The organism is Pseudomonas sp. B14(2017), assembly GCF_002113255.1.
Classification (GTDB): Bacteria; Pseudomonadota; Gammaproteobacteria; order Pseudomonadales; family Pseudomonadaceae; genus Aquipseudomonas; species Aquipseudomonas putida_Z.
Window position 1 is genome coordinate 202,132 of record NZ_NEJY01000010.1, and the last position, 25,365, is coordinate 227,496.

Annotated in this window: 18 protein-coding genes and 2 pseudogenes; 10 read left to right on the forward strand and 10 right to left on the reverse strand. The window is 63.7% G+C overall.

The window, feature by feature from the left end; translation table 11 throughout:
* Positions 1 to 65: 65 nt before the first annotated feature.
* From ttgA to CAG34_RS12830, 6 genes are all read left to right on the forward strand, one after another.
* Positions 66 to 1,220, forward strand: a complete 1,155-nt coding sequence (gene ttgA, locus CAG34_RS12805) for a toluene efflux RND transporter periplasmic adaptor subunit TtgA (RefSeq protein WP_025340483.1) — start codon at positions 66 to 68, stop codon at positions 1,218 to 1,220.
* A gap of 3 nt (positions 1,221 to 1,223) precedes the next feature.
* Positions 1,224 to 4,376 (forward strand): multidrug efflux RND transporter permease subunit TtgB, encoded by a 3,153-nt coding sequence (gene ttgB / locus CAG34_RS12810; protein ID WP_085590366.1) that lies wholly within the window; start codon positions 1,224 to 1,226, stop codon positions 4,374 to 4,376.
* Positions 4,373 to 5,830 (forward strand): AdeC/AdeK/OprM family multidrug efflux complex outer membrane factor, encoded by a 1,458-nt coding sequence (locus tag CAG34_RS12815; RefSeq protein ID WP_085590368.1) that lies wholly within the window; start codon positions 4,373 to 4,375, stop codon positions 5,828 to 5,830. The genes ttgB and CAG34_RS12815 overlap by 4 nt, the downstream gene beginning before the upstream one ends.
* Positions 5,831 to 6,190: 360 nt before the next feature.
* Positions 6,191 to 7,447, forward strand: a complete 1,257-nt coding sequence (locus tag CAG34_RS12820) for an OprD family porin (RefSeq protein ID WP_085590370.1) — start codon at positions 6,191 to 6,193, stop codon at positions 7,445 to 7,447.
* A gap of 181 nt (positions 7,448 to 7,628) precedes the next feature.
* The gene (locus CAG34_RS12825; RefSeq protein ID WP_085590372.1) at positions 7,629 to 8,552 is read left to right on the forward strand and encodes a LysR family transcriptional regulator; all 924 of its coding nucleotides are present in this window, start codon (positions 7,629 to 7,631) and stop codon (positions 8,550 to 8,552) included.
* A gap of 193 nt (positions 8,553 to 8,745) precedes the next feature.
* Entirely contained in the window at positions 8,746 to 9,270 is a 525-nt protein-coding gene (locus tag CAG34_RS12830; protein WP_085590374.1) for a DUF962 domain-containing protein, read from the forward strand.
* A gap of 113 nt (positions 9,271 to 9,383) precedes the next feature.
* On the opposite strand, the gene pcaC is transcribed toward CAG34_RS12830, so the two are convergent.
* The 9 genes from pcaC to pcaR all read right to left on the reverse strand — a co-directional run bounded on the left by pcaC (position 9,384) and on the right by pcaR (position 19,078).
* Entirely contained in the window at positions 9,384 to 9,779 is a 396-nt protein-coding gene (gene pcaC / locus CAG34_RS12835) for a 4-carboxymuconolactone decarboxylase (RefSeq protein ID WP_003259581.1), read from the reverse strand.
* Between the two features lie 10 nt (positions 9,780 to 9,789).
* Positions 9,790 to 10,581 (reverse strand): 3-oxoadipate enol-lactonase, encoded by a 792-nt coding sequence (gene pcaD, locus CAG34_RS12840; protein ID WP_015271650.1) that lies wholly within the window; start codon positions 10,579 to 10,581, stop codon positions 9,790 to 9,792.
* Between the two features lie 11 nt (positions 10,582 to 10,592).
* The gene (locus CAG34_RS12845; RefSeq protein WP_085590376.1) at positions 10,593 to 11,945 is read right to left on the reverse strand and encodes a 3-carboxy-cis,cis-muconate cycloisomerase; all 1,353 of its coding nucleotides are present in this window, start codon (positions 11,943 to 11,945) and stop codon (positions 10,593 to 10,595) included.
* 9 nt (positions 11,946 to 11,954) lie between these two features.
* Complete coding sequence (locus tag CAG34_RS12850) at positions 11,955 to 13,244, reverse strand: MFS family transporter (protein ID WP_085590378.1); 1,290 nt, start codon at positions 13,242 to 13,244, stop codon at positions 11,955 to 11,957.
* A 188-nt stretch (positions 13,245 to 13,432) separates the two neighbouring features.
* Positions 13,433 to 14,638, reverse strand: coding sequence for a 3-oxoadipyl-CoA thiolase (pcaF, locus tag CAG34_RS12855; RefSeq protein WP_178080880.1), 1,206 nt, complete (start codon positions 14,636 to 14,638; stop codon positions 13,433 to 13,435).
* On the reverse strand, positions 14,635 to 15,414 hold the full coding sequence (locus CAG34_RS12860; protein ID WP_015271653.1) for a CoA-transferase subunit beta: 780 nt from the start codon (positions 15,412 to 15,414) through the stop codon (positions 14,635 to 14,637). The genes pcaF and CAG34_RS12860 overlap by 4 nt, the downstream gene beginning before the upstream one ends.
* On the reverse strand, positions 15,411 to 16,271 hold the full coding sequence (locus tag CAG34_RS12865) for a CoA transferase subunit A (protein WP_015271654.1): 861 nt from the start codon (positions 16,269 to 16,271) through the stop codon (positions 15,411 to 15,413). The genes CAG34_RS12860 and CAG34_RS12865 overlap by 4 nt, the downstream gene beginning before the upstream one ends.
* A gap of 239 nt (positions 16,272 to 16,510) precedes the next feature.
* Positions 16,511 to 17,857, reverse strand: a complete 1,347-nt coding sequence (locus CAG34_RS12870) for an MFS transporter (RefSeq protein WP_025340493.1) — start codon at positions 17,855 to 17,857, stop codon at positions 16,511 to 16,513.
* A 330-nt stretch (positions 17,858 to 18,187) separates the two neighbouring features.
* Complete coding sequence (gene pcaR / locus CAG34_RS12875) at positions 18,188 to 19,078, reverse strand: pca regulon transcriptional regulator PcaR (protein ID WP_025340494.1); 891 nt, start codon at positions 19,076 to 19,078, stop codon at positions 18,188 to 18,190.
* A 489-nt stretch (positions 19,079 to 19,567) separates the two neighbouring features.
* Between pcaR and CAG34_RS28995 the strand changes: the two genes are divergently transcribed.
* On the forward strand, positions 19,568 to 19,768 hold the full coding sequence (locus CAG34_RS28995; RefSeq protein ID WP_003259583.1) for a hypothetical protein: 201 nt from the start codon (positions 19,568 to 19,570) through the stop codon (positions 19,766 to 19,768).
* A gap of 312 nt (positions 19,769 to 20,080) precedes the next feature.
* Positions 20,081 to 21,553: an inorganic phosphate transporter gene (locus CAG34_RS12885; protein ID WP_085590382.1), complete on the forward strand. Its 1,473-nt coding sequence runs from the start codon at positions 20,081 to 20,083 to the stop codon at positions 21,551 to 21,553.
* A 170-nt stretch (positions 21,554 to 21,723) separates the two neighbouring features.
* Here CAG34_RS12885 and CAG34_RS12890 read toward each other — a convergent pair whose 3' ends face one another.
* Positions 21,724 to 23,199: a helicase HerA-like domain-containing protein gene (locus tag CAG34_RS12890; protein ID WP_085590384.1), complete on the reverse strand. Its 1,476-nt coding sequence runs from the start codon at positions 23,197 to 23,199 to the stop codon at positions 21,724 to 21,726.
* Between the two features lie 170 nt (positions 23,200 to 23,369).
* Here CAG34_RS12890 and CAG34_RS29440 point away from each other — a divergent pair.
* Positions 23,370 to 24,386: pseudogene (locus tag CAG34_RS29440) on the forward strand (cache domain-containing protein); the annotation flags it as partial.
* Between the two features lie 261 nt (positions 24,387 to 24,647).
* Positions 24,648 to 25,244 (forward strand): annotated as a pseudogene (locus CAG34_RS29445) (methyl-accepting chemotaxis protein); the annotation flags it as partial.
* Between the last annotated feature and the right edge of the window lie 121 nt (positions 25,245 to 25,365).

Below are 25,365 nucleotides of genomic sequence, written 5' to 3' on the forward strand. Positions count from 1 at the left end.
TTTCCAGATCAAGACTCTTCCATTACTCTTGAGCGTCTCCCAGCTCCAGCGACCCGAGGATCCTCATGCAATTCAAGCCAGCCGTTACCGCTCTGGTTTCCGCCGTCGCCCTGGCAACCCTGCTCAGTGGCTGTAAGAAAGAAGAAGCAGCGCCAGCGGCGCAGGCTCCTCAGGTCGGCGTCGTGACCATCCAGCCCCAAGCCTTCACCCTGACCTCGGAATTGCCGGGGCGTACCAGTGCCTACCGCGTCGCCGAAGTGCGCCCGCAGGTCAACGGCATCATCCTCAAGCGCCTGTTCAAGGAAGGCAGTGAGGTCAAGGAAGGCCAGCAGCTGTACCAGATCGACCCTGCCGTGTACGAAGCCACCCTGGCCAATGCCCAGGCCAACCTGCAGGCAACCCGCTCGCTGGCCGAGCGCTACAAGCAGCTGATCGACGAACAGGCTGTCTCCAAGCAGGAATACGACGACGCCAATGCCAAACGATTGCAGGCCGAGGCTTCGCTCAAAAGCGCGCAGATCGACCTGCGCTACACCAAGGTCCTGGCACCGATCAGCGGCCGTATCGGCCGTTCTTCGTTCACCGAAGGTGCACTGGTGAGCAATGGCCAGGCCAACGCCATGGCCACCATCCAGCAACTCGACCCGATCTACGTCGACGTCACCCAGTCCACCGCCGAGCTGCTCAAGCTGCGCCGTGACCTGGAAAGCGGCCAGTTGCAAAAGGCCGGTGACAACGCCGCCTCGGTGCAGCTGGTGCTGGAAGACGGCAGCCTGTTCAAGCAGGAAGGCCGCCTGGAGTTCTCCGAAGTCGCGGTCGACGAGACCACCGGCTCGGTCACCCTGCGCGCCCTGTTCCCCAACCCCGATCACACCCTGCTGCCAGGCATGTTCGTGCATGCGCGGCTCAAGGCCGGGGTCAACGCCAACGCCATCCTGGCCCCGCAACAGGGCGTGACCCGCGACCTGAAAGGCGCGCCGACCGCGCTGGTGGTCAACCAGGAGAACAAGGTCGAACTGCGCCAGCTCAAGGCCAACCGTACCCTGGGCAGCGACTGGCTGATCGAGGAAGGCCTGAACCCGGGCGACCGCCTGATCACCGAAGGGCTGCAATACGTGCGGCCGGGCGTCGAGGTCAAGGTCAGCGAAGCCACCAACGTCAAGAAGCCGGCCAGCCCTGTTCAGGCCAACGCGGCGAAAGCAGACGCCAAAGCGGAGTAAACCATGTCGAAGTTCTTTATCGATCGCCCGATCTTCGCCTGGGTGATCGCCTTGGTGATCATGCTGGTCGGCGCCTTGTCGATCCTGAAGCTGCCGATCAACCAGTACCCCAGCATCGCGCCGCCGGCCATCGCCATCGCCGTGACATACCCGGGCGCCTCGGCGCAAACCGTGCAGGACACCGTGGTACAGGTGATCGAGCAGCAGCTCAACGGTATCGACAACCTGCGTTATGTGTCGTCGGAAAGTAACTCCGACGGCAGCATGACCATTACCGCCACCTTCGAGCAGGGCACCAACCCAGACACCGCACAGGTGCAGGTGCAGAACAAGCTGAACCTGGCCACCCCGCTGCTGCCGCAGGAAGTGCAGCAGCAAGGTATCCGCGTCACAAAGGCAGTGAAGAACTTCCTGCTGGTGATCGGCCTGGTGTCCGAAGACGGCAGCATGACCAAGGACGATCTGGCCAACTACATCGTCTCCAACATGCAGGACCCGATCTCGCGTACCGCGGGTGTGGGTGACTTCCAGGTGTTCGGTGCGCAGTACGCCATGCGTATCTGGCTCGATCCGGCCAAGCTGAACAAGTTCCAGCTGACCCCGGTCGACGTCAAGACCGCCGTGGCCGCGCAGAACGTGCAGGTGTCCTCCGGCCAGCTCGGCGGCCTGCCGGCCATGCCGGGTACCCAGCTGAACGCCACCATCATCGGCAAGACCCGCCTGCAGACTGCCGAGCAGTTCGAAAAGATCCTGCTCAAGGTCAACAGCGACGGTTCGCAGGTGCGTCTGGGTGATGTCGCCCAGGTTGGCCTGGGTGGTGAAAACTATGCCGTCAGCGCCCAGTTCAACGGCAAGCCGGCCTCCGGCCTGGCAGTTAAACTGGCTACCGGTGCCAACGCCCTGGACACCGCCAAGGCCCTGCGCCAGACCATCGCCGACCTGGAACCGTTCTTCCCGCCTGGGGTGAAAGCAGTATTCCCGTATGACACCACCCCGGTGGTCACCGAATCGATCAGTGGCGTTATCCATACCCTGATCGAAGCCGTGGTCCTGGTGTTCCTGGTGATGTACCTGTTCCTGCAGAACTTCCGCGCCACCATCATCACCACCATGACCGTACCGGTTGTGTTGCTGGGTACCTTCGGCATCCTTGCCGCTGCCGGCTTCAGCATCAACACCCTGACCATGTTCGCCATGGTCCTGGCCATCGGCCTGCTGGTGGACGACGCCATCGTCGTGGTGGAGAACGTCGAGCGGGTGATGTCCGAGGAAGGCTTGCCGCCCAAGGAAGCGACCAAGCGCTCGATGGAGCAGATCCAGGGTGCCCTGGTGGGTATCGCCCTGGTGCTGTCGGCGGTACTGCTGCCCATGGCGTTCTTCGGCGGCTCCACGGGTGTGATCTACCGGCAGTTCTCCATCACCATCGTCTCGGCCATGGGCCTGTCGGTGCTGGTGGCGCTCATCTTCACCCCGGCCCTGTGCGCCACCATGCTCAAGCCGCTGAAGAAGGGCGAGCACCATGTGGCCAAGCGTGGCTTCTTTGGCTGGTTCAACCGCAACTTCGACCGCAGCGTAACCGGCTACGAGCGCAGCGTGGGTACCATCCTGCGCAACAAGGTACCGTTCCTGCTGGCCTACGCGCTGATCGTGGTCGGCATGATCTGGCTGTTCGCCCGCATCCCTACCGCGTTCCTGCCGGAAGAAGACCAAGGCGTATTGTTCGCCCAGGTACAGACCCCAGCCGGCTCCAGTGCCGAGCGCACCCAGGTGGTGGTCGACCAGATGCGTGAGTACCTGCTCAGCGAAGAGTCCGACACCGTGGCTTCGGTGTTCACCGTCAACGGCTTCAACTTCGCTGGCCGTGGCCAGAGCTCGGGTATGGCGTTCATCATGCTCAAGCCGTGGGATGAGCGCTCCAAGGAAAACAGCGTGTTCGCCCTTGCCCAGCGCGCCCAGCAGCACTTCTTCACCTTCCGCGATGCGATGGTGTTCGCCTTTGCCCCGCCTGCGGTGCTCGAACTGGGTAACGCCACCGGCTTCGACGTGTTCCTGCAGGACCGCGGCGGTGTCGGCCATGCCAAGCTGATGGAAGCGCGCAACCAGTTCCTGGCCAAGGCTGCGCAGAGCAAGATCCTCAGCGCCGTGCGCCCGAACGGCCTGAACGACGAGCCGCAGTACCAGCTGACCATCGATGACGAGCGTGCCAGCGCCCTGGGCGTGACCATCGCCGACATCAACAACACCCTGTCGATCGCCCTGGGTGCCAGCTACGTCAACGACTTCATCGACCGTGGCCGGGTCAAGAAGGTGTACATCCAGGGCGAGCCGAACGCGCGGATGAGCCCGGAAGACCTGCAGAAGTGGTACGTGCGCAATGGCGCCGGCGAAATGGTGCCGTTCTCCTCCTTCGCCAAGGGCGAATGGACCTACGGTTCGCCGAAGCTGTCGCGTTACAACGGCGTCGAGGCAATGGAAATCCTCGGTGCTCCGGCCCCGGGCTACAGTACCGGTGAAGCCATGGCCGAGGTCGAGCGCATTGCTGGCGAACTGCCAAGCGGCATCGGCTTCTCCTGGACCGGCATGTCCTACGAGGAAAAACTCTCCGGTTCGCAGATGCCGGCACTGTTCGCCCTCTCGGTACTGTTCGTGTTCCTGTGCCTGGCAGCCCTGTACGAAAGCTGGTCGATCCCGATCGCCGTGGTACTGGTAGTACCGCTGGGTATCATCGGTGCCCTGATCGCCACCAGCCTGCGCGGGTTGTCCAACGACGTGTACTTCCTGGTCGGCCTGTTGACCACCATCGGCCTGGCGGCGAAAAACGCCATCCTGATCGTCGAATTCGCCAAGGAACTGCACGAGCAAGGCCGCAGCCTGTACGACGCGGCGATCGAGGCGTGCCGCATGCGTCTGCGCCCGATCATCATGACCTCGCTGGCGTTCATCCTCGGCGTGGTACCGTTGACTATCGCCAGCGGCGCCGGCGCCGGCAGCCAGCACGCCATCGGTACTGGCGTGATCGGCGGCATGATCAGTGCGACCGTGCTGGCTATCTTCTGGGTACCACTGTTCTTCGTCGCAGTGTCGTCACTGTTCGGCAGCAAAGAGCCGGAAAAAGACGTCACCCCTGAAACTCCACGTTATGAGGCTGGGCAATGACCAAGTCTTTGTTGTCCCTGGCAGTAACCGCTTTCATTCTTGGCGGCTGCTCGCTGATCCCTGACTACCAGACCCCGGAATCGCCGGTGGCTGCGCAGTGGCCGCAAGGCCCTGCGTACTCGCCGACGCAATCGGCGGAAGTTGCCGCCGCCGAGCAGGGCTGGCGCCAGTTCTTCCACGACCCGGCACTGCAGCAGCTGATCCAGACATCGCTGGTCAACAACCGCGACCTGCGCGTTGCCGCGTTGAACATCGACGCCTACCGTGCGCAGTACCGCATCCAGCGTGCCGACCTGTTCCCGGCGGTTTCGGCCACCGGCAGCGGCAGCCGCCAGCGCGTACCGGCGAACATGTCGCAGACGGGCGAAGCGGGCATCACCAGCCAGTACTCGGCCACCCTGGGCGTAAGCGCCTATGAGCTGGACCTGTTCGGCCGCGTGAGCAGCCTGACCGAGCAGGCCCTGGAAACCTACCTGTCCAGCGAGCAGGCGCGTCGCTCCACGCAGATCAGCCTGGTGGCCAGCGTGGCCAACGCCTACTACACCTGGCAGGCCGACCAGGCGCTGTTCAAGCTGACCGAAGAAACGCTGAAGACCTACGAGGAAAGCTACAACCTCACCCGTCGCAGCAACGAAGTCGGCGTAGCCTCGGCACTCGACGTCAGCCAGGCGCGTACCGCCGTGGAAGGCGCCCGGGTCAAGTACTCGCAGTACCAGCGCCTGGTCGCCCAGGACGTCAACAGCCTGACCGTGCTGCTGGGCACCGGCATTCCCGCCGACCTGGCCAAGCCGCTGGAGCTCAATGCCGACCAGCTGGCCGAAGTACCGGCCGGCCTGCCGTCGGACATCCTCCAGCGTCGCCCGGACATCCAGGAAGCCGAGCACCTGCTCAAGGCCGCCAATGCCAACATTGGCGCGGCCCGCGCAGCGTTCTTCCCGAGCATCAGCCTGACCGCCAATGCCGGCAGCCTGAGCCCCGACATGGGCCACCTGTTCTCGGGCGGCCAGGGCACCTGGCTGTTCCAGCCGCAGATCAACCTGCCGATCTTCAACGCCGGCAGCCTGAAGGCCAGCCTGGACTACTCGAAGATCCAGAAGGACATCAACGTCGCCAAGTACGAAAAGACCATCCAGACCGCCTTCCAGGAAGTCTCCGATGGCCTGGCGGCACGCAAGACCTTCGAAGAGCAGCTGCAGGCGCAACGCGACCTGGTGCAGGCGAACCAGGACTACTACCGCCTCGCCGAACGCCGCTATCGCATCGGTATCGACAGCAACCTGACCTTCCTCGACGCCCAGCGCAACCTGTTCAGCGCCCAGCAGGCACTGATCGGCGACCGCTTGTCGCAGCTGACCAGCGAAGTCAACCTGTACAAGGCGCTTGGCGGTGGCTGGTACGAGCAGACCGGGCAGGCCAACAACCAGCAGGCAGCGGTGGAAGCACCGAAGAGCTGATTGAAGCTGTCAAAGCATCAAGCCCACCCTCGCGGTGGGCTTTTTGTTTTGTGTTGCCTGAACCGGCCTCTTCGCGGGCTCACCCGCTCCCACAATGTTTTGCATAAATGCTGAAGGCTGTGCAGTACCTGTGGGAGCGGGTTTACCCGCGAAGAGGCCAGTGCAGGAGAACAATTAACCAACCAGAACATTCCGTTCGATTATCGCCCGCTTCCGTTTGTGGCGAATTGCCTCACCCCAGCCCTACCCCGCACCATCCTCCCACGCAACGTTGCCCCGGTTCATCCCAAAAGACCCGCACCTGCAGGCCGCATCCTGCAGCGTACCGGCTCGCCCATAAAAACAAGAGATCCACGACAGATGAGCACTTTGCAACCCGCACGCCAGCTGCTGCCCGGCCTGTTGGCCATGTCCTGCGCACTCCCCGTGTTCGCCGCCGACCAAGGTGGTTTCCTGGAGGACGCCAAGGCCACCCTCAACCTGCGCAACTTCTACATCAACCGCAACTTCGTCGACCCGGCCCACCCGCAGGCCAAGGCCGAAGAGTGGACGCAGAGCTTCATCCTCGACGCCCGCTCCGGCTTCACCCAAGGCACCGTCGGTTTCGGCGTGGACGTACTGGGCCTGTACTCGGTCAAGCTCGACGGCGGCAAAGGCACCACCAACACCCACCTGCTGCCGGTGCACGACGACGGCCGCCCGGCCGATGACTTCGGCCGCCTGGGCGTGGCACTGAAAGCCAAGCTGTCCGAAACCGAGCTGAAAGTGGGTGAATGGATGCCGGTACTGCCGATCCTGCGCTCGGACGATGGCCGCTCGCTGCCGCAGACCTTCCGCGGCGGCCAGCTGACCTCGAAGGAAATCGCCGGCCTGACCCTGTACGCCGGCCAGTTCCGCGGCAACAGCCCGCGCAACGACGCCAGCATGGAAGACATGTCGCTGAATGGTAAGGCCGCATTCACCTCCGACCGTTTCAACTTTGGCGGCGGCGAGTACACCTTCAACGACAAGCGCACCATGATCGGCCTGTGGGATGCCCAGCTCAAGGACATCTACCGCCAGCAGTACCTCAACCTGGTGCACAGCCAACCCCTGGGTGACTGGACCCTGGGCGCCAACCTGGGCTACTTCATCGGCAAGGAAGACGGCGCCGAACGCGCTGGCGAACTGGACAACCGCACCGTCTCGGCCATGCTCTCGGCGCGCTATCAGGGCCACACCTTCTACGTCGGCCTGCAGAAAGTCAGCGGCGACGACGCCTGGATGCGGGTCAACGGCACCAGCGGCGGCACCCTGGCAAACGACAGCTACAACTCCAGCTTCGACAACGCCAAGGAGCGCTCCTGGCAGGTGCGCCATGACTTCAACTTCGCCACCGTCGGCGTGCCAGGCCTGACCCTGATGAACCGCTACATCAAGGGTGACAACGTCACCGCAGGCGGCGTGGACGATGGCAAGGAATGGGCGCGGGAAACCGAATTGGCCTATGTGGTGCAGTCGGGCAGCTTCAAGGACCTGTCGGTGAAGTGGCGCAACTCCACCATGCGCCGGGACTTCAGCACCAACTCGTTCGATGAGAACCGGTTGATCGTGAGTTACCCGCTGAATCTCCTCTGAATTCTTCAGGTTCACCACAGTTTCAGAATCTGTGGTGAACCTGTGGGAGCGGGTTTACCCGCGAAGAGGCCAGAAGCCCCAGCAAATAACCATAAGCTATAAACAAATCAATAAACCTTCTTTGACGACATATGCAGCAACCGCTTGAATAGGCCCCTGATCCCCGCCCCAGAGCCGTGACATGGACCTCCGTCAGCTGCGCTACTTCATCGCCCTCACCGAATACCGCAGCTTCGTCCGTGCCGCCGAGGCCATGGGCATCACCCAACCCGCCTTCAGCCGTGCCATCCAGAGCCTGGAACACAGCTTCGGCTGCCCACTGGTCGACCGCGCCAGCAAAGCCCTGCCGCCCACCCCCGAAGGCCTGGTGGTGCTGCAACATGCCCGGCGCCTGGTACAAGGTGCCGCGCAGCTGAGCAACGAAGTGCTGCAGATGACCAAGCTCGACGCCGGCGAGCTGCATTTCGGCAGCGGCCCGGCGCTGGCCGTGCGCCTGGTGCCCGATGCCCTGCGCCACTTTATCGAACGCCACCCGGGCATCCGCACCTCGCTGCTGGTGGACAACGCCGAACGCCTGGGCCAGGCCCTGCGCCGCGAGCAGATCGAGTTTTTCGTCGACGATATCCGCCCGTTCGAGGCCGACCCCAACTTCCACACCGAGCCCCTTTCACCGCGCCCCGGCCTGTTCTTCTGCCGCCCAGGGCACCCATTGCTGGCCAAGGACAGCCTGTCGACCAACGACCTGTTCAGCTACCCCCTGGCCAGCGCCCTGCTCGCCCCCGGCGTGCGCAAGCGCCTGGCCAACCTGAGCGGGCGCAGCGATTTCACCCCGCACCTGCAAACCGAGCACCTGGCCGTGCTGCGCAGCGTGGTGCAGGCCAGCGATGCCATCGGCACCGCCAGCGAGGAAGCCGTGGCCGAAGACCTGGCCAGCGGCCGCCTGGTGCGCCTGCACTGGCGCAACCTGCCACCGGCGCTGGAAGTGCTGAGCGTGCGCTGTGGCGTGGTCAGCCGCAGCGGTTACCGGCTGTCGCCGGCGGCGCGAGCGATGATCGAGACGCTGGTGGGGCTGGATATGCCAGTGCGGGCTGCTGCCATTCGCTGAGCTGATGATGGTGGTGGCTGCGGGCTATCCTGATCACTATCCGGTCACAGGTTGCCTGTACTGGCCTCTTCGCGGGCTCGCCCGCTCCCACAGGTAATCCACCTGGCTTGAAACTGTGGTGATCCTGTGGGAGCGGGCAAGCCCGCGAAGAGGCCGGTTCAGGCAAAACAAAGCTGAACAGGGAGGCACAACAATGAAAACCCTCGTCGACCACCTGAGCCAATACGCCAGCTACCACCGCGACCCACGCAACATCGCCACCCACTTCGTCGGCATCCCGATGATCGTGCTGGCGGTCACCATCCTGCTGTCGCGCCCTGGCTGGGAGGTAGCCGGCATGTGGCTGTCCCCTGCCCTGCCGGCGGCGGCAGCCTCGGTCTGGTTCTACCTGCGCCTGGACCTGCGCTTCGGCCTGGTGATGGGGTTGTTGCTTGGGCTATGCCTGTGGGTCGGCCAGGTGCTGGCGATGCAGACGACAGCGCTGTGGCTCGGTGCCGGGCTGGGGGCGTTCGTGGTGGGCTGGATCATCCAGTTCGTCGGCCATTACTACGAAGGCCGCAAGCCGGCGTTTGTCGACGATGTCAGCGGATTGATCATCGGGCCGTTGTTCGTGGTGGCAGAAGCGGCATTCATGCTTGGCCTGTGCCCGGCCCTGAAGCAAGCCGTGGAAAACAACGCCGGCCCAGTGGCCATGCGGCAGAAGAATGCGGCCATGTAAACATTCCATGGCCCTATCGCCGGCAAGCCAGCTCCCACAGGGACTGCACTGCCCTCAAGCCTGATGCAATCCCTGTGGGAGCTGGCTTGCCGGCGATAGGGCCGGTACAGGCATTACTGCTGTCGCGACTCCACGCCCAGCTCATCCCACACCGACTCAGCCATGTGGAAGGTGGCATTGGCCGCCGGAATGCCGCAATAGATCGCGCTCTGCATCAGCACTTCCTTGATCTCGTCGCGGGTCACGCCGTTGTTGGCCGCCGCGCGCAGGTGCAGTTTCAGCTCGTCGTTGCGGTTCATGCCAATCAGCATGGCGATGGTGATCAGGCTACGGGTATGGCGCGGCAGGCCAGGGCGAGTCCAGATGTCCCCCCAGGCGTGGCGGGTGATCATCTCCTGGAACTCGCCGTTGAAGTCGTTGAGCTTCTCCAGGCTGCGGTCCACGTGGGCATCGCCAAGCACTGCGCGGCGTACTTGCATGCCGGCGTCGTAACGTTGTTTCTCGTCCATGGCGGTATCCTCAGTGAGCCAGCAGGAAGTCGAGCACGCGGCGGCTGAACGCCTCGCCGATCTCGACGTTGGACAGGTGCGCCGCCGGGAAGTCGACGTACTCGGCACCCGCGATACCGGCCTGCATGAAGCGGCCGTGCTCCGGAGTGGTCACCACGTCCTCGGTACCGGCAACGATCAGCGCCGGCACCTGGATACGGCCCAGTTGCTCGCGGTAATCGGCATCACGCACCGCCGCACAGTTGCCGGCATAACCTTGCGGACTGGTTTGCGCCAGCATCTGGCAGATGCGCTGGGCCTGCGCTGGCTGGGCCTGGGCGAAGCCCGGGGTGAACCAGCGGGCGATGGAGGCATCGCGCAGGTCGACCATGGCCTGCTGGCCGCCCTTGAGCACGGTGTCGATACGGGTGTTCCACACCTCGTCGTTGGCGATCTTGGCGGCGGTATTGCACAGGGTCAGACTGTGCAGGCGCTCGCCGGCATTGATGCCCAGCCACTGGCCGATCAGGCCACCCATCGACAGGCCGACGAAGTGCGCCTTGGCGATATCCAGCCCATCGAGCAGGGCCAGCACGTCACGGCCCAGCTGTTCGATGCTGTAAGGGCCTTCAGTGACCAGCGACCCACCGTGGCCACGGGTGTCGTAGCGCAGCACGCGCAAGTGCTGGCTCCACAGTGGAATCTGCGTGTCCCACATGCCCAGGTCGGTACCGAGCGAGTTGGACAGGACCAGCACCGGGGCGTTTTCCGGGCCATCGATCTGGTAATTCAAAACGCCATCGGCCAGTTGCAAGTGCGCCACAGCGGTCTCCTTCAGGCAGTGAAACGTTGATGTTCGGACACGGCGCGCGCCACCCAGACGCGGGCCTGGCCCAGGTAATGGGCAGGGTCGAGCAAGCGATCGAGTTCTTCGGCGGACAGTTCGGCGCTGACCTGCGGCTCTTCACCCAGCACGGTGCGCAGGTGGCGCTGTTCGGCCACCGCGCGCTGGCAGCACTGCTCCAGCAGGTGGTGGGCGTGGTCGCGGCCCAGGCGCTGGGCAAGGACGATGCTCACCGCTTCGGCCAGCACCAGGCCCTGGGTCAGGTCGAGGTTACGGCGCATGCGCGCGGCATCCACTTCCATGCCCTCGGCAATCACCTGGGCCTGGCGCAGCGCACCAGATACCAGGCAGCAGATGTCCGGCAGGGTTTCCCATTCGGCATGCCACAGGCCGAGGCTGCGCTCATGCTCCTGGGGCATGGCGGCGAACAGCGTCGAAACCAGCCCCGGCACGCGGGTCGCGGCACCGATCAGCACCGCGGCGCCGACAGGGTTGCGCTTGTGCGGCATGGTCGAAGACCCACCCTTGCCCGGCGCGGAAGGCTCGAACAGCTCCCCCGCCTCGGTCTGCATCAGCAGGCTGACATCACGGCCGAACTTGCCCAGGCTACCGGCGACCAGCCCCAGCACCGAGGCAAACTCCACCAGGCGGTCGCGCTGGGTGTGCCAGGGCTGCTCGGGCAGGGTCAGCTTTAGCTGCTCGGCCAGGGTTTCGGCCACCGGCATCGCCTTGCTGCCCAAAGCCGCCAGGCTGCCCGAGGCACCGCCGAACTGCAGCACCAGCAAGCGTGGGCGCAGCTCCTGCAGGCGCTGGCGGTGACGGGTCAAGGCGCCCAGCACACCGGCCAGTTTCATGCCCAGGGTCACCGGGGTGGCATGCTGCAGCCAGGTGCGCCCCACCAGCGGCGTGTCGGCGTGCTGCAAGGCCTGGCGCGACAGGGTATCGGCCAGCTTGCCGAGGTCGGCTTCGATCAGGTCGAGGGCAGCACGCAACTGCAGGACCAGGCCAGTGTCCATCGCGTCCTGGCTGGTGGCGCCCAGGTGCACATAGCGCTCGGCCTCGGGCACGCCACTGGCAATCACCTTGCCCAACGCCTTCACCAGCGGGATCGCCGAGTTGCCAGCAGTGGCGATGGCATTGGCCAGCGCGCCAACGTCATAGCGCTCGGCGTGGCACGCCGCCTCGATGGCCGCTACCGCGCTATGCGGGACCAGCCCGGCAGCCGCCTCGGCCCGCGCCAGCGCCGCTTCGAAATCGAGCATGCCCTGCAGGCGGCCACGGTCGGAGAAGATCTCGCGCATGGCCGGTGCGGTGAAGTAGGCGTCGAACAGTTGGTTGGTCATGCCACGTCCTTAATTATCGTGGTGCAGGTACGCAGCCTGCTTCGGCAGGCGCAAGCTGAACAGGAAGGCAATCGCCATCATCGCCGTCACGTACCAGTAGAAAGTGTTTTCCATGCCCAAGGTCTTCAGGCCCAGGGCCACGTACTCGGCCGAACCGCCGAACGCCGCGTTGGCCACCGCATAGGCCAGGCCCACACCCAGTGCGCGCACCTGCGGCGGGAACATCTCGGCCTTCACCAGCCCGCTGATCGAGGTGTAGAAACTGACGATACACAACGCCAGGGTAATCAGCACGAAGGCCATGAACGGGCTGCTCACGGTTTTCAGCGCCATCAGCAACGGCACGGTGAACAGCGTACCCAGGGCGCCGAACAGCATCATCGAATTACGCCGGCCGATGCGGTCGGAGAGCATGCCGAAGAACGGCTGCAGCACCATGAACAGGAACAGCGCGCCGGTCATCACGTAGCTGGCGTTTTTCGCAGTCATGCCAGCGGTGTTGACCAGGTACTTCTGCATGTAGGTGGTGAAGGTATAGAAGATCAGCGAACCGCCCGCGGTATAGCCGAGCACGGTGATGAAGGCCGCCGCGTGGTCGCGGAACAGGCCCTTGATGGTGCCGGCGTCCTTGTCCTGGCGGGTTTCGGCGCTGCTGGTCTCATGCAGCGAGCGGCGCAGCATCAGCGAGATCAGCGCAGCAATGGCGCCGACCACAAACGGAATGCGCCAGCCCCAGGCGCGCAGTTCTTCTTCGGTGAGCAGCTGCTGCAGGATCACCACCACCAGCACCGCCAGCAACTGGCCGCCGATCAGGGTCACGTACTGGAACGAGGCGAAGAAGCCGCGCTGGCCGCGCAGGGCCACTTCACTCATGTAGGTGGCAGTAGTGCCATATTCGCCGCCTACCGAAAGGCCCTGGATCAGCCGGGCCAGCAACAGCAGCGCCGGGGCCCAGGTGCCGATGCTGGCATAGGTGGGCAGGCAGGCGATCATCAGCGAGCCGAAGCACATCATCAGCACCGAGATCATCAGGGAATTCTTGCGACCATGGCGGTCAGCGAGGCGGCCGAAGATCCAGCCACCGATGGGGCGCATCAGAAAGCCCGCGGCGAACACGCCTGCCGTGTTCAACAACTGCACGGTGGGGTCGTCGGAGGGGAAGAAAGCCGGGGCAAAGTAGATCGCGCAGAAGGCATAGACGTAGAAGTCGAACCATTCCACCAGGTTGCCTGAAGAGGCACCAACGATAGCGAAGATGCGTTTGCTGCGTTCTTCGCCGGTGTAATAGGCTGAGGTCATGGTGAGTTTACTCCTGGAGGGTCGCAGGTAATTCTAGACACACCTGGTAACACACTCGTTCCGCTATTTGCCTGGCAATTGGCCTTGAGTCTGGCAGGACCGGCCTCTTCGCGGGCACGCCCGCTCCCACAGTGGGAGGCGTGGTTCCCCTGTGGGAGCGGGCGTGCCCGCGAAGAGGCCGGTACAGGTCAAACCCGCTCGATGGCCAGCGCCAAACCTTGGCCAACGCCCACACACATGGTCGCCAGGCCTTTACGCCCACCGCTCTTTTCCAGCTGGTGAAGCGCAGTCAGCACCAGGCGCGCACCGCTCATGCCCAGCGGGTGGCCCAGGGCGATGGCACCGCCGTTGGGGTTCACCTGCGGTGCATCGTCGGCCACACCCAGCTCACGCAGCACCGCCAGACCTTGGCTGGCAAAGGCTTCGTTGAGCTCGATCACATCGAAATCATTCACCGCCACACCCAGGCGCTCGGTCAGCTTGCGCACTGCCGGCACCGGGCCAATGCCCATCACCCGCGGTGCAACACCGGCGCTGGCCATGCCCAGTACCCGGGCACGTGGGGTCAGGCCGTGTTTCTTCACCGCCTCGGCCGAGGCCAGGATCAACGCCGCGGCACCGTCGTTCACGCCCGAGGCATTGCCGGCGGTGACGGTCTTGTCCGGGCCGTTGACCGGCTTGAGCTTGGTCAGGGCTTCCAGCGTGGTTTCCGGGCGCAGGTGCTCGTCATGCTCGACGATGGTCTCACCCTTCCTGTGCGCGATACGCACCGGCACGATTTCTTCGGCGAAGAACCCGGCAGCCTGGGCGGCAGCTGCCTTCTGCTGGCTGCGCAGGGCAAAGGCGTCCTGGTCAGCACGCGAAATCTGGTAATCGTCGGCCACGTTGTCGGCGGTTTCCGGCATGGAATCCACACCGTACTGGCTCTTCATCAGTGGGTTGATGAAACGCCAGCCGATGGTGGTGTCTTCGAGCTTCATGTTGCGCGAATAGCCGCTTTCGGCCTTGCCCATGACGAACGGGGCACGCGACATCGACTCGACGCCGCCGGCAATCGCCAGCTCCATTTCGCCGCTGGCAATGGCGCGGAAGGCAGTGCCGATGGCATCCATGCCCGACGCGCACAGGCGGTTCAGGGTAACGCCCGGGATGCTCTGCGGCAGGCCGGCCAGCAGCAGCGCCATGCGCGCCACGTTGCGGTTGTCTTCACCGGCCTGGTTGGCGCAGCCGAAGAACACTTCGTCAACCTGATCCCACTGCACGCTCGGGTTGCGCTCGATCAGCGCCTTCAGCGGCACGGCGGCCAGGTCGTCGGCCCGCACGCCGGCCAGGGCGCCGCCGAAGCGGCCGATCGGGGTACGGATGGCGTCACAGATGAATACGTCGCGCATCAGGCTTCTCCTGCCACCTGGCCATGGGCCGCGGCGGTACGGGCTTCGAGGTCACGCAGGGCGGACAGCTCGACTTCGGTAGGTTCGGCAGTGGTCTGCACATCGTCGGCAAAGCGGATCGCCCAGCCAGTGGCGGCGATGATCTGCTCGCGGGTCACACCCGGGTGGATCGCGGTGACGACGAATTCGTGGGTGCCGGCTTCCGGCTCCATGATGCACAGGTCGGTGATGATGCCGACCGGGCCGTCGCCTGGCAGGCCAAGGCGCTTGCGCGAGTCGCCGCCTTCACCGTGGCCAACCGAGGTGATGAAGTCCAGCTTGTCGACGAAGGCACGCGGCGACTGCTTGAGGATGATCAGCACCTGCTTGGCGGAACCGGCGATTTCCGGTGCGCCACCGGCACCCGGCAGGCGGGTTTTCGGGGCGTGATAGTCACCGACCACAGTCGTGTTGATGTTGCCGAAGCGGTCGACCTGGGCGGCGCCGAGGAAGCCGACGTCGATGCGCCCACCTTGCAGCCAGTAGCGGAATATCTCGCCGGTCGGCACCACGGTGTCAGCGGTTTCGGCCAGCTCGCCGTCGCCGATCGACAGCGGCAGCACGCTGGGCTTGGCGCCGATCGGGCCGGATTCGTAGATCAGCACCACATCTGGCGATGAGGTCAGGCGCGCCAGGTTGGCAGCCTTGGATGGCAGGCCGATGCCGACGAAGCACACAGCACCGTTGCGCAGGCGACGGGCTGCGGCGACGGTCATCATTTCGGAAGTGGAGTAGCTCATTGTGCGGCCTCCGCAGTGCTGGCCAGCTTGGCCTTGAATTCGTTGAAATCGGCAGTGCCACGGATGTAGGTGTCGATCCAGGCGGTGAACGATTCGCGGCTACGCGCGATCGGGTCCCAGGCCTGGTAGAAGCGGTTGTCACGCTCGTAGTAGCCGTGGGCATAGGACGGGTGCGCACCACCAGGTACCAGGCATACCGCGCTCAGCGCCCAGGTCGGCAGCACGCAGGCGTTCATCGGGGCCTGCAGGTCGTCGACGATTTCCTCGACGGTGACGATGCAGCGCTTGGCGGCCAGGGCGGCTTCCTTCTGCACACCGAGGATGCCCCACAGCAGCACGTTGCCTTTACGGTCGGCCTTTTGCGCGTGAATCACGGTCACGTCCGGGCGCACCGACGGCACGGCTGCCAGCACTTCACCGGTAAACGGGCAGGTGACACTCTTGATCAGAGGGTTGACCTTCGGCAGGTCGGAGCCGGCGTAGGCACGCAGCACGGCGAACGGCAGGCCAGAAGCACCGGCGACATAGGCGTTGGCCAGGTCGGCGTGGCTGTGTTCTTCGATTTCGATGGCGTGTGGCCATTGCTTCTCGACGGCATCACGCAGGCGGTGCAGCGAACCGACACCCGGGTTACCACCCCAGGAGAAGATCAGCTTGCTGGCGCAACCGGCGCCGATCAGCTGGTCGTAGATCAGGTCCGGAGTCATGCGCACCAGAGTCAGGTCGCGCTTGCCCTGACGGATGATCTCGTGGCCGGCGGCAGTCGGGATCAGGTGGGTGAAACCTTCGAGGGCGACGGTATCGCCATCCTGGATGAACTGCTTCACGGCTTCGTGAAGCGGGAGAATTGCAGCCATTTGGAGACTCCTGGTCAGGGTGCTTCGGTGAGCTCAGATTAAGGAGACTGGTGGGTGGCTTACAATCCGATAATCGACTATTTGTGCGATTATCGAACCATTTGTTGCATCCCTACCTATCTCCCCTCACTGCCTGTACTGGCCTCATCGCCGGCAAGCCAGCTCCCACAGGTACCGCACCGGCTCGGGGCCTGATACATTCCTGTGGGAGCTGGCTTGCCGGCGATGAGGCCACTGCGTCAGGTCGCGTCAGCGTGGCTCACCAGCCCTTTCACGATCACACCCACGGTCGCCAGCCCCGCCGGCACCAGCAACGCCGTCAGCACCTGTTCGAAGTTCCAGCCCAGCCCCAGCAGCGTCGCGCCACTCCAGGCCCCGAGAATCGCCCCGAAGCGGCCGATACCCAGCATCCACGATACCCCTGTGGCGCGGCCCTGTGTCGGATAGAAGCGCGCCGCCAGCGAAGGCATCGCCGACTGGGCGCCGTTCACGCACATGCCGGCAACCAGCACCAGCGTGGCCAATACGGTGATGTTGCCCAGGCTCTGCCCGACGGCGTAGGCGAACACCCCGGCCAGCAGGTAGAAAATGCCGATCACCTTGTGCGGATTGAAGCGGTCCATTGCCCAGCCCACGCCGACGGCACTCAGCACGCCACCGAACTGGAACAGTGCGCCGATGAAGGCAGCCTGCTCCATGCTCGCGCCGCTGTCGCGCATCAAGGTTGGCAGCCAGCTGGTCAGCAGATAGACGATCACCAGGCCCATGAAGTAGGTCAGCCACAACAGCATGGTGCCCATGCCGTAGGTACCGGAGAAGATCAGCGCGAACACGTTGCGCGCTGCCACCGCCTTCTGCTCCGGCACGCTGAAGCTGCCCGCCTCGGCCACCACCTGCGGCGCGATGGGCGACAAGGTCTGGCGCACCTTGTCGGTGCCCCGATTGCGCACCACCAGGAACCGCGCCGACTCCGGCAGCCATACCATCAGCACCAGTGCCAGCAGCAACGGCAGCACGCCACCGATCACCAGCAGGCTGTGCCAGCCGTAAGCCGGGATCATCTTGGCGGAAATGAAACCACCACCGGCCATGCCCAGGTTGAAGCCGCAGAACATGCTGGTCACCAGCAGCGACTTGAGGCGCTCGGGGGTGTATTCAGACAACAGCGTGGTGGCGTTGGGCATGCCTGCGCCAAGGCCCAGGCCGGTCAGGAAGCGCAACACCAGCAACTGGTCGACGTTGGTGGCATAGGCCGAGGCCAGGCTGAAGCCGCCAAATACCAGCACCGCCCCCACCAGCACGCCCTTGCGGCCAAACCGGTCCGCCAGCGGGCCGGAGCCGAGGGCACCGAAAACCATGCCGATCAATGCAGCACTCATGACTGGGCCGAGGCTGGCGCGGTCAATCCCCCACTCCTGCGACAGGGCCGGGGCGATGAAGCCCATGGCGGCGGTGTCCAGGCCATCGAGGAAGACGATCAGGAAGCACAGCAACACCACCCGCCATTGGTAGCGGGACAGCGGCTGCTGATTGATGAACGACTGGACGTCGAGGCTTTTGCCGACGTTGGTTTGCGCTTGGTTCATTGTTGTTATCCAGAATGAGGGGCACAGCCAGGCCACTGCACGCGATAAACCGGTACAGAGGACGGTAGTTTGAGGGAATGCGGCCGGCGTCAGCCTGGATATAACGGTACCGCGCGCGGGTGCGGCCGCGGCAGCGAGGGGACAGTATTCATGTAAGTGCCTCTTATTATGTTTTTCTTGTTCGGTCGGCACAGCCGACCGTTGCGAGAGACATTAATCAGCGGGCGGTGGTGGCGCAATTGACCGCGAACGACACTGTGCGTTTATCGCACAGGAAACGGTTTTGCCTGTTCTAAATTTGAAAGGGGGCGCTATGCGCCCCCTGCAGGCTCAGCCAAACAACTGATGGCAAAGGTCCCGGCTGGCCGCCAGCAGGATCGGCAAGAACCGCTGCTCCAGTTCACTGCGCGTCACCCGCCCGACATGGGTACTCACATTCAACGCCGCCAACACCTGCCCCGAGGCGTCATACACCGGCACCGCAATCGAGCGCAGCCCCTGCTCCAGCTCCTGGTCTACCACGCACCAGCCCTGGGCGCGCACCTGCTGGATACAGGCGAACAGCGACTCGGGGTCATGCAAGGTACGGCTGGTTCGCGCCTTCAGGTCGGCACGTTCCAGGTATTCCCGCAGGCTGGTGTCGTCCATGGCCGCCAACAGAATGCGCCCCATCGATGTGCAATAGGCCGGCAGGCGCCCGCCCACCGACAGGTCGACCGAAATCAGCCGCTCCACGGTGGCCGAACGGGCTATATAAAGAATGTCGTCACCTTCGAGCGTGGCCATGTTGGCCGCCTCGTGCAGCTGGTCGCTGATGCGGTCCAGGTAAGGCTGGGCGGAAATCGCCAGCGGCGTCGACGACAGGTACGCATGCCCCAGCGTCAGCACTTTGGGCAACAGTGAATAGGTGCGCCCGTCGGTGGTGGCGTAACCCAGCTTGATCAACGTGTGCAGGCAACGGCGTACCGCCGCACGGGGGATTTCGGTGCGGTGGCTGATCTGGGCGATGGTCAGGTGACGCTTGCGTTCCTGAAAAGCCTGGATCACAGCCAGGCCTCGCGCCAGGGAGGTCATGAAGTCCGGGTCGCCAGTAAAGGCCTGGATGCGCTTTGCCGGGGAAGCCACGATCGGCGGTGCCAGGGCTGCCGAGGCAGATCGCCCCTGCTCCGGGTTGCCCGACTCTGGATTGACGGAATCGTTGGCCAGGGTTTCGTCACTCATCGCACACCTCAAAAAAAACGCCCACTCGTGCGATTATCGAACAAACGGCCGATAATCGCAATTGACCGCTGACACTTTTACTTATACCTTTCTCATGCCACTTGTGGCTTCTTTGGAGAGACTGGTCAGGTACCCACCGTAGAAGTCCCCAGGCAACGGCCTCGCCTTTTGGCGAGGCCGTTTTTCATTACCCTCCCGGTCGACGGTCCCGCTGCTGCATTGCAACGAACTTTTGTCCGTCTTGCCTTTCAAACTTGTACGAAAGGGCCAAACTGTAGTCGGATGCATTGCGTTACTTGCGTCTGGTGATGTCAGGGTTGGGTAAATAACGATGTTCGGCGAAATATCGGTTGCTATAATCGATTGCGCAGGCCTCGACGATGCCGTGGCAATGGAACCTTCCGCTGTATCAAGCCGTTGCGGCCAGCAAGGCATGTGCACGCTGCACAGCGCATAACAACACTCATCAAACTTAATTCAGGTACTACTGTGACGAAAGATGAACTGCGCGCGGAACTCGAGCGCCAGGCTGAACGTTACAAGGATGTTTACGGTGGCGAAGTCACCACTTACGCCGCACAACCGGATCCGGAACGCAAACCTTGGCGCAAGCGCGCGAGCGTGCGCGACCAGGCCTTCAGCCAGGAACTGGAACGTATGGAAAAGGAACTGCGCAGCGACACTCCCTGACCCCGGGACCACGCCAGCGCGTCGTCGCCCGGCCAGCCCGGGCGCGGTCGATCTTTACTGTCCGGCCGAAGGTGAAATGGAATTACACAAATTTCATACGGCCGTTTGAACAGAAGCGAAGCGGCTTTTTCTCCAGCTTTTTGCCGGTTTTCGCCAGGTTTTTCGCGTTTTAGCGGACATTTCCCTGCCTGCACGCCCCACCGTGCACATCGCGCTCCCGACAGGAAGATTGCCGTCGGTCTGTCGCGGATGCATCGATTGCCAAGGTTTTCTGGCATAATCCCGCCCCCCTAAGACCGCCAGACAACCTTCATGATCGAATTATTCAGCGGACTGGATGCCTGGGTGTTGGTGAGCCTGCTGCTCGCCTTGACCTTCGTGCTCGCCTTCGAGTTCATCAATGGCTTTCATGACACCGCCAACGCGGTAGCTACCGTCATCTATACCAAAGCCATGCCGCCGCACCTCGCCGTGTTCTTCTCCGGCGTGTTCAACTTCCTTGGCGTTCTGCTCGGCGGTGTCGGGGTGGCCTATGCCATCGTGCACCTGCTGCCGGTAGAGCTGCTGATCAATGTGAACACCGGACACGGCCTGGCCATGGTCTTCTCGCTGCTGGCTGCGGCCATCACCTGGAACCTGGGCACCTGGTACTTCGGTATCCCCGCCTCCAGCTCGCACACGCTGATCGGCTCCATCCTCGGCGTCGGCCTGGCCAACGCCCTGATCAACGACATCCCGCTGGGCGACGGCGTCAACTGGCAGAAGGCGATCGACATCGCCATGTCGCTGGTGGTCTCGCCGATGGCCGGCTTCGCCGTTGCCGCCCTGGTACTGATCGGCCTGAAGTGGTGGCGCCCGCTGTCGAAGATGCACAAGACCCCCGAGCAGCGCCGCAAGCTCGACGACAAGAAGCACCCGCCGTTCTGGAACCGCCTGGTACTGGTGGTTTCGGCCATGGGCGTGAGCTTCGTGCACGGCTCCAACGACGGCCAGAAAGGCATCGGCCTGATCATGCTGGTGCTGATCGGTATCGTCCCGGCCAAGTTCGTTCTCGACCTGAACAGCACCACCTACCAGATCGAGCGTACCCGCGACGCCACCCTGCACATGAGCCAGTTCTACCAGCGCAACGCCGCCACCCTGGGCGAGTTCCTGGCACTGGGCAAAGCCAAGTCCAGCGACCTGCCGGAGCAGTTCAGCTGCAACCCGCAGCAGACCGAGCCGACCATTGCCGCGCTGCAGTCCTCGCTGCAGGGCGTGACCGACTACCACAGCCTGAGTGCCGACAAGCGTGTCGAAGTGCGCCGCTACCTGCTGTGCCTGGACGACACGGCGAAGAAGGTCGGCAAGCTGCCAGGCCTGGAAGCCCGTGAAAAGGCCGACCTGGAAAAACTGCGCAAAGACCTGACCGCCACCACCGAGTACGCCCCGTTCTGGGTGATCGTGGCCGTCGCCCTGGCCCTGGGCCTGGGCACCATGGTCGGCTGGAAGCGCGTGGTACTGACCGTTGGCGAGAAGATCGGCAAGCAGGGCATGACCTATGCCCAGGGCATGTCGGCGCAGATCACCGCGGCTTGCGCCATCGGCATGGCCAACATCTTCGCCCTGCCGGTATCGACCACCCACGTGTTGTCGTCCGGCGTGGCCGGCACCATGGTCGCCAACAAGAGCGGCCTGCAAGGCGGCACCGTGAAGACCATCCTGCTGGCCTGGGTACTGACCCTGCCTGCGTCGATGGGCCTGGCGGCCGGCCTGTTCTGGCTGGCGTCCAAAGCCATTGGCTGAGTGATACCGCAATAAGAAGAAGGCGCCTGAAGGGCGCCTTTTTCATAGGTGTCATTCCTGTACCGGCCCTATCGCCGGCAAGCCAGCTCCCACAGGTACTGCACCGCCCGCAAGGCCTGTGCAGTACCTGTGGGAGCTGGCTTGCCGGCGATAGGGCCGGTACAGGCAAACTACCTTTTCTTGCCCCCCAGCAACGACCCCATCAACCCTCGCACCAACTGCCGCCCCAACTGGTTGGCCGCCTGGCGCACCGCCGACTTGATGGCCTGCCCTGCCGCACTCTGCAAGAACTCACCAGCCTTGTCGGCAAAGCTCTCTTCATCCGCCTTGGGTTGCGGCACGGGCTCCACCGGCTCGCCCTTACGCTGGGTCAGCATCTCATACGCCGACTCACGGTCCACCGGCTTGTCGTAACGCCCCGCCAGCGGCGAATCGGCAATCAGCGCACTGCGCTCAGCCGCACTCAACGGCCCGATACGCGACTGCGGCGGTGCAATCAGTACCCGCTGCACCATCGCAGGCGTGCCCTTCTCTTCCAGCGTCCCCACCAGCGCCTCGCCAATGCCCAGTTCGGTCAGCACCGCCAGGGTGTCGAACGCCGGGTTGGGGCGGAAGCCATCAGCCACCGCCCGCAGCGACTTCTGCTCCTTGGCAGTGAACGCCCGCAAGCCATGTTGAATGCGCAAGCCCAACTGGGCCAGCACCGCATCTGGCAAGTCCCCCGGCGACTGGGTAACGAAGTACACCCCCACACCCTTGGAACGAATCAGCCGCACCACCTGCTCCAGGCGATCCTGCAATGCCTTGGGCGTATCGTTGAACAACAAGTGCGCTTCATCGAAGAACAACGCCAGCACCGGCTTGTCGGCATCACCGCGCTCGGGCAGTTGCTCGAACAACTCGGCCAGCAGCCACAACAGGAAGGTCGCGTACACCTTGGGGGCATCGTGAACCAACCGGCTGGCGTCCAGCAGGTGGATACGCCCACGGCCATCCGGGTCTGGCCGCAGGAGGTCCTCAAGCTGCAGCCCCGGTTCACCGAACAACGCCTCGGCGCCCTGCTGTTCCAGGGTCGCCAATCGACGCAACAGCGCCTGGGTGGAGGCCGTGGTCATCAGCGCACTGTCTTCGCCCAGCAATTGCGGGTTGTCCTTCAGGTGCGCGAGCAGCGCCTTGAGGTCCTTGAGGTCGAGCAGCAGCAGGCCTTCACGGTCGGCCACCTTGAACGCCGCGTACAGCGCCGCCTGTTGGCTGTCTGTCAGTTCCAGCAGGTTGCCCAGCAGCAGCGGCCCCATTTCACTGAGGGTGGTGCGCAGCGGGTGGCCGGACTGCCCGGCAATGTCCCACAGGCTCACCGGGTAAGCCTGGGGCCTGTGCCCCAGCCAGGGCATGCCGGCGATGCGCTCAGCCACCTTGCCCTGCGGCGCACCAGCAGCGCCCAGGCCGCACAGGTCACCTTTGACATCGGCGGCGAACACCGCAACCCCCGCGTCACTGAACGCTTCCGCCAGATGCTGCAGGGTGACGGTCTTGCCAGTACCCGTCGCGCCCGCCACCAGGCCATGGCGGTTAGCCAGCCTCATCGCTTGCCCAACTGGCTGGCCATCCGGGCCAGCACCTACAACGATGGTCGAAATTTCCGACATCTCTTTAATCCTCTGCTCAAGCTTTACCGTAATTCGGCCGATACCTGTGGGTGATATTCGCCTTAATAGAGAGGAACAACCGAAAAGGGACTTTTTCGGGATGTTGCACTGCTTTGCGACTCCACGCGTGCAAACGCCTGATATGAAACCTTAGCGGAACCGATTACGCCATGAACAAAAGCCTTCGTTTCAGCCACAAGATTCTTTTGGCAGCGTCACTGATCGTGATACTCGCCTTCAGCCTTTTCACGCTCTACAACGATTACCTCCAGCGTAATGCGATCCGCGAGGACCTCGAAAACTATCTGGCTGAAATGGGCGCTTCCACTTCGACCAATATCCGCAACCTGTTCGAAGGCCGTATCAAGCTGGTGGAAAACCTGGCACAGAACATAGCCCAGGACCCGACCAACGCCGAAACCCTGATGGGCCAGAATGCGCTGGTTTCCAGCTTCCTCACCGTCTACCTGGGCAAGGTCGACGGCGGCTTCAGCGTGCGCCCTGATTCGAAAATGCCCGACGGCTACGACCCGCGCACCCGCCCCTGGTACAAGGACGGCATGAATGCCGCCGGCGCGACCCTGACCGAGCCGTACATCGACATGACCACCAACAAGATGGTCATCGGCATCCTCAGCAAGGTTTCCGCCAGTGTCGGCGTGGTCGGTGGCGACCTGGCCCTGGACGGCCTGGTGCAGATCATCAACTCGCTGAACTTCGGCGGCATGGGCTACGCCTTCCTGGTCAACGACCAGGGCAAGATCCTGGTGCACCCGGACAAAGACCTGGTGATGAAGTCGCTGTCGGACCTGTTCCCGCAGCACACGCCGAAACTGACCGGTGAGCTGACCGAAGTGCAGAGCGAAGGCCAGGCCCGCCTGCTGACCTTCACCCCGATCACCGGCCTGCCTTCGGCCAACTGGTACATCGGCCTGTCGGTGGACAAGGACAAGGCCTTCTCGATGCTCAGCACCTTCCGCACCTCGGCGGTGATCGCCACGCTGGTGGCGGTGGTGATCATCATCGGCCTGCTCGGCCTGCTGATCCGTGTGCTGATGCAGCCGCTGCACACCATGACCCGCGCCATGGAGGACATCGCCGAAGGTGAAGGCGACCTGACCAAGCGCCTGCGTATCCACAACCATGACGAATTCGGCATCCTGGGCAGCGCCTTCAACCGTTTCGTCGAGCGTATTCACAGCTCGATCCGCGAAGTGTCCTCGGCCACCGAGCAGGTCAACGAAGTAGCCCTGCGGGTCATCAGTGCCTCGAACTCGTCGATGACCAACTCCGACGAACAGTCCAACCGCACCAACAGCGTGGCCGCCGCCATCAACGAACTGGGCGCCGCCGCCCAGGAAATTGCCGGCAACGCCGCCCAGGCTTCGCAGCACGCCAGTTCGGCGCGGTTGCTGGCCGAAGAAGGGCAGCAGGTGGTGGAACGCAACATTGCGGCAATGAACCGCCTGTCCGACCTGATCGTCACTTCCAGCGCGCACATCGAGACGCTGAACAGCAAGACCGTCAACATCGGCCAGATCCTCGAGGTGATCACCAGCATTTCCCAGCAGACCAACCTGCTGGCGCTCAACGCGGCCATCGAAGCGGCCCGCGCCGGTGAAGCCGGGCGTGGTTTTGCGGTTGTCGCCGATGAAGTACGCAACCTGGCGCACCGCACCCAGGAGTCGGCGCAACAGGTGCAGACCATGATCGAAGAACTGCAGGTCGGCGCGCGCGAATCGGTCGAGACCATGGACCAGAGCCAGCGCCACAGCCAGGACAGCATGCAGATCGCCAACCAGGCCGGTGAGCGGCTGGACAGCGTTACCGTGCGCATCGGCGAGATCGACGGCATGAACCAGTCGGTGGCCACCGCCACCGAAGAGCAGACCGCCGTGGTCGAGGCGATCAACATGGACATCAACGAGATCAACATGCTCAACCAGGAAGGCGTGGAAAACCTGCAGGCCACCCTACGTGCCTGCTCCGACCTGGAGCAGCAGGCCGGCCGCCTGAAGCACCTGGTGGGCAGCTTCCGCATCTGATCTCGATCCGCGTCGCCTGCTTCGCGGGCTCGCCCGCTCCCACAGGAACTGCACACCCCCTGAGGCCTGTGTAACTCCTGTGGGAGCGGGCAAGCCCGCGAAGAAGCCCACACCGCCCCCC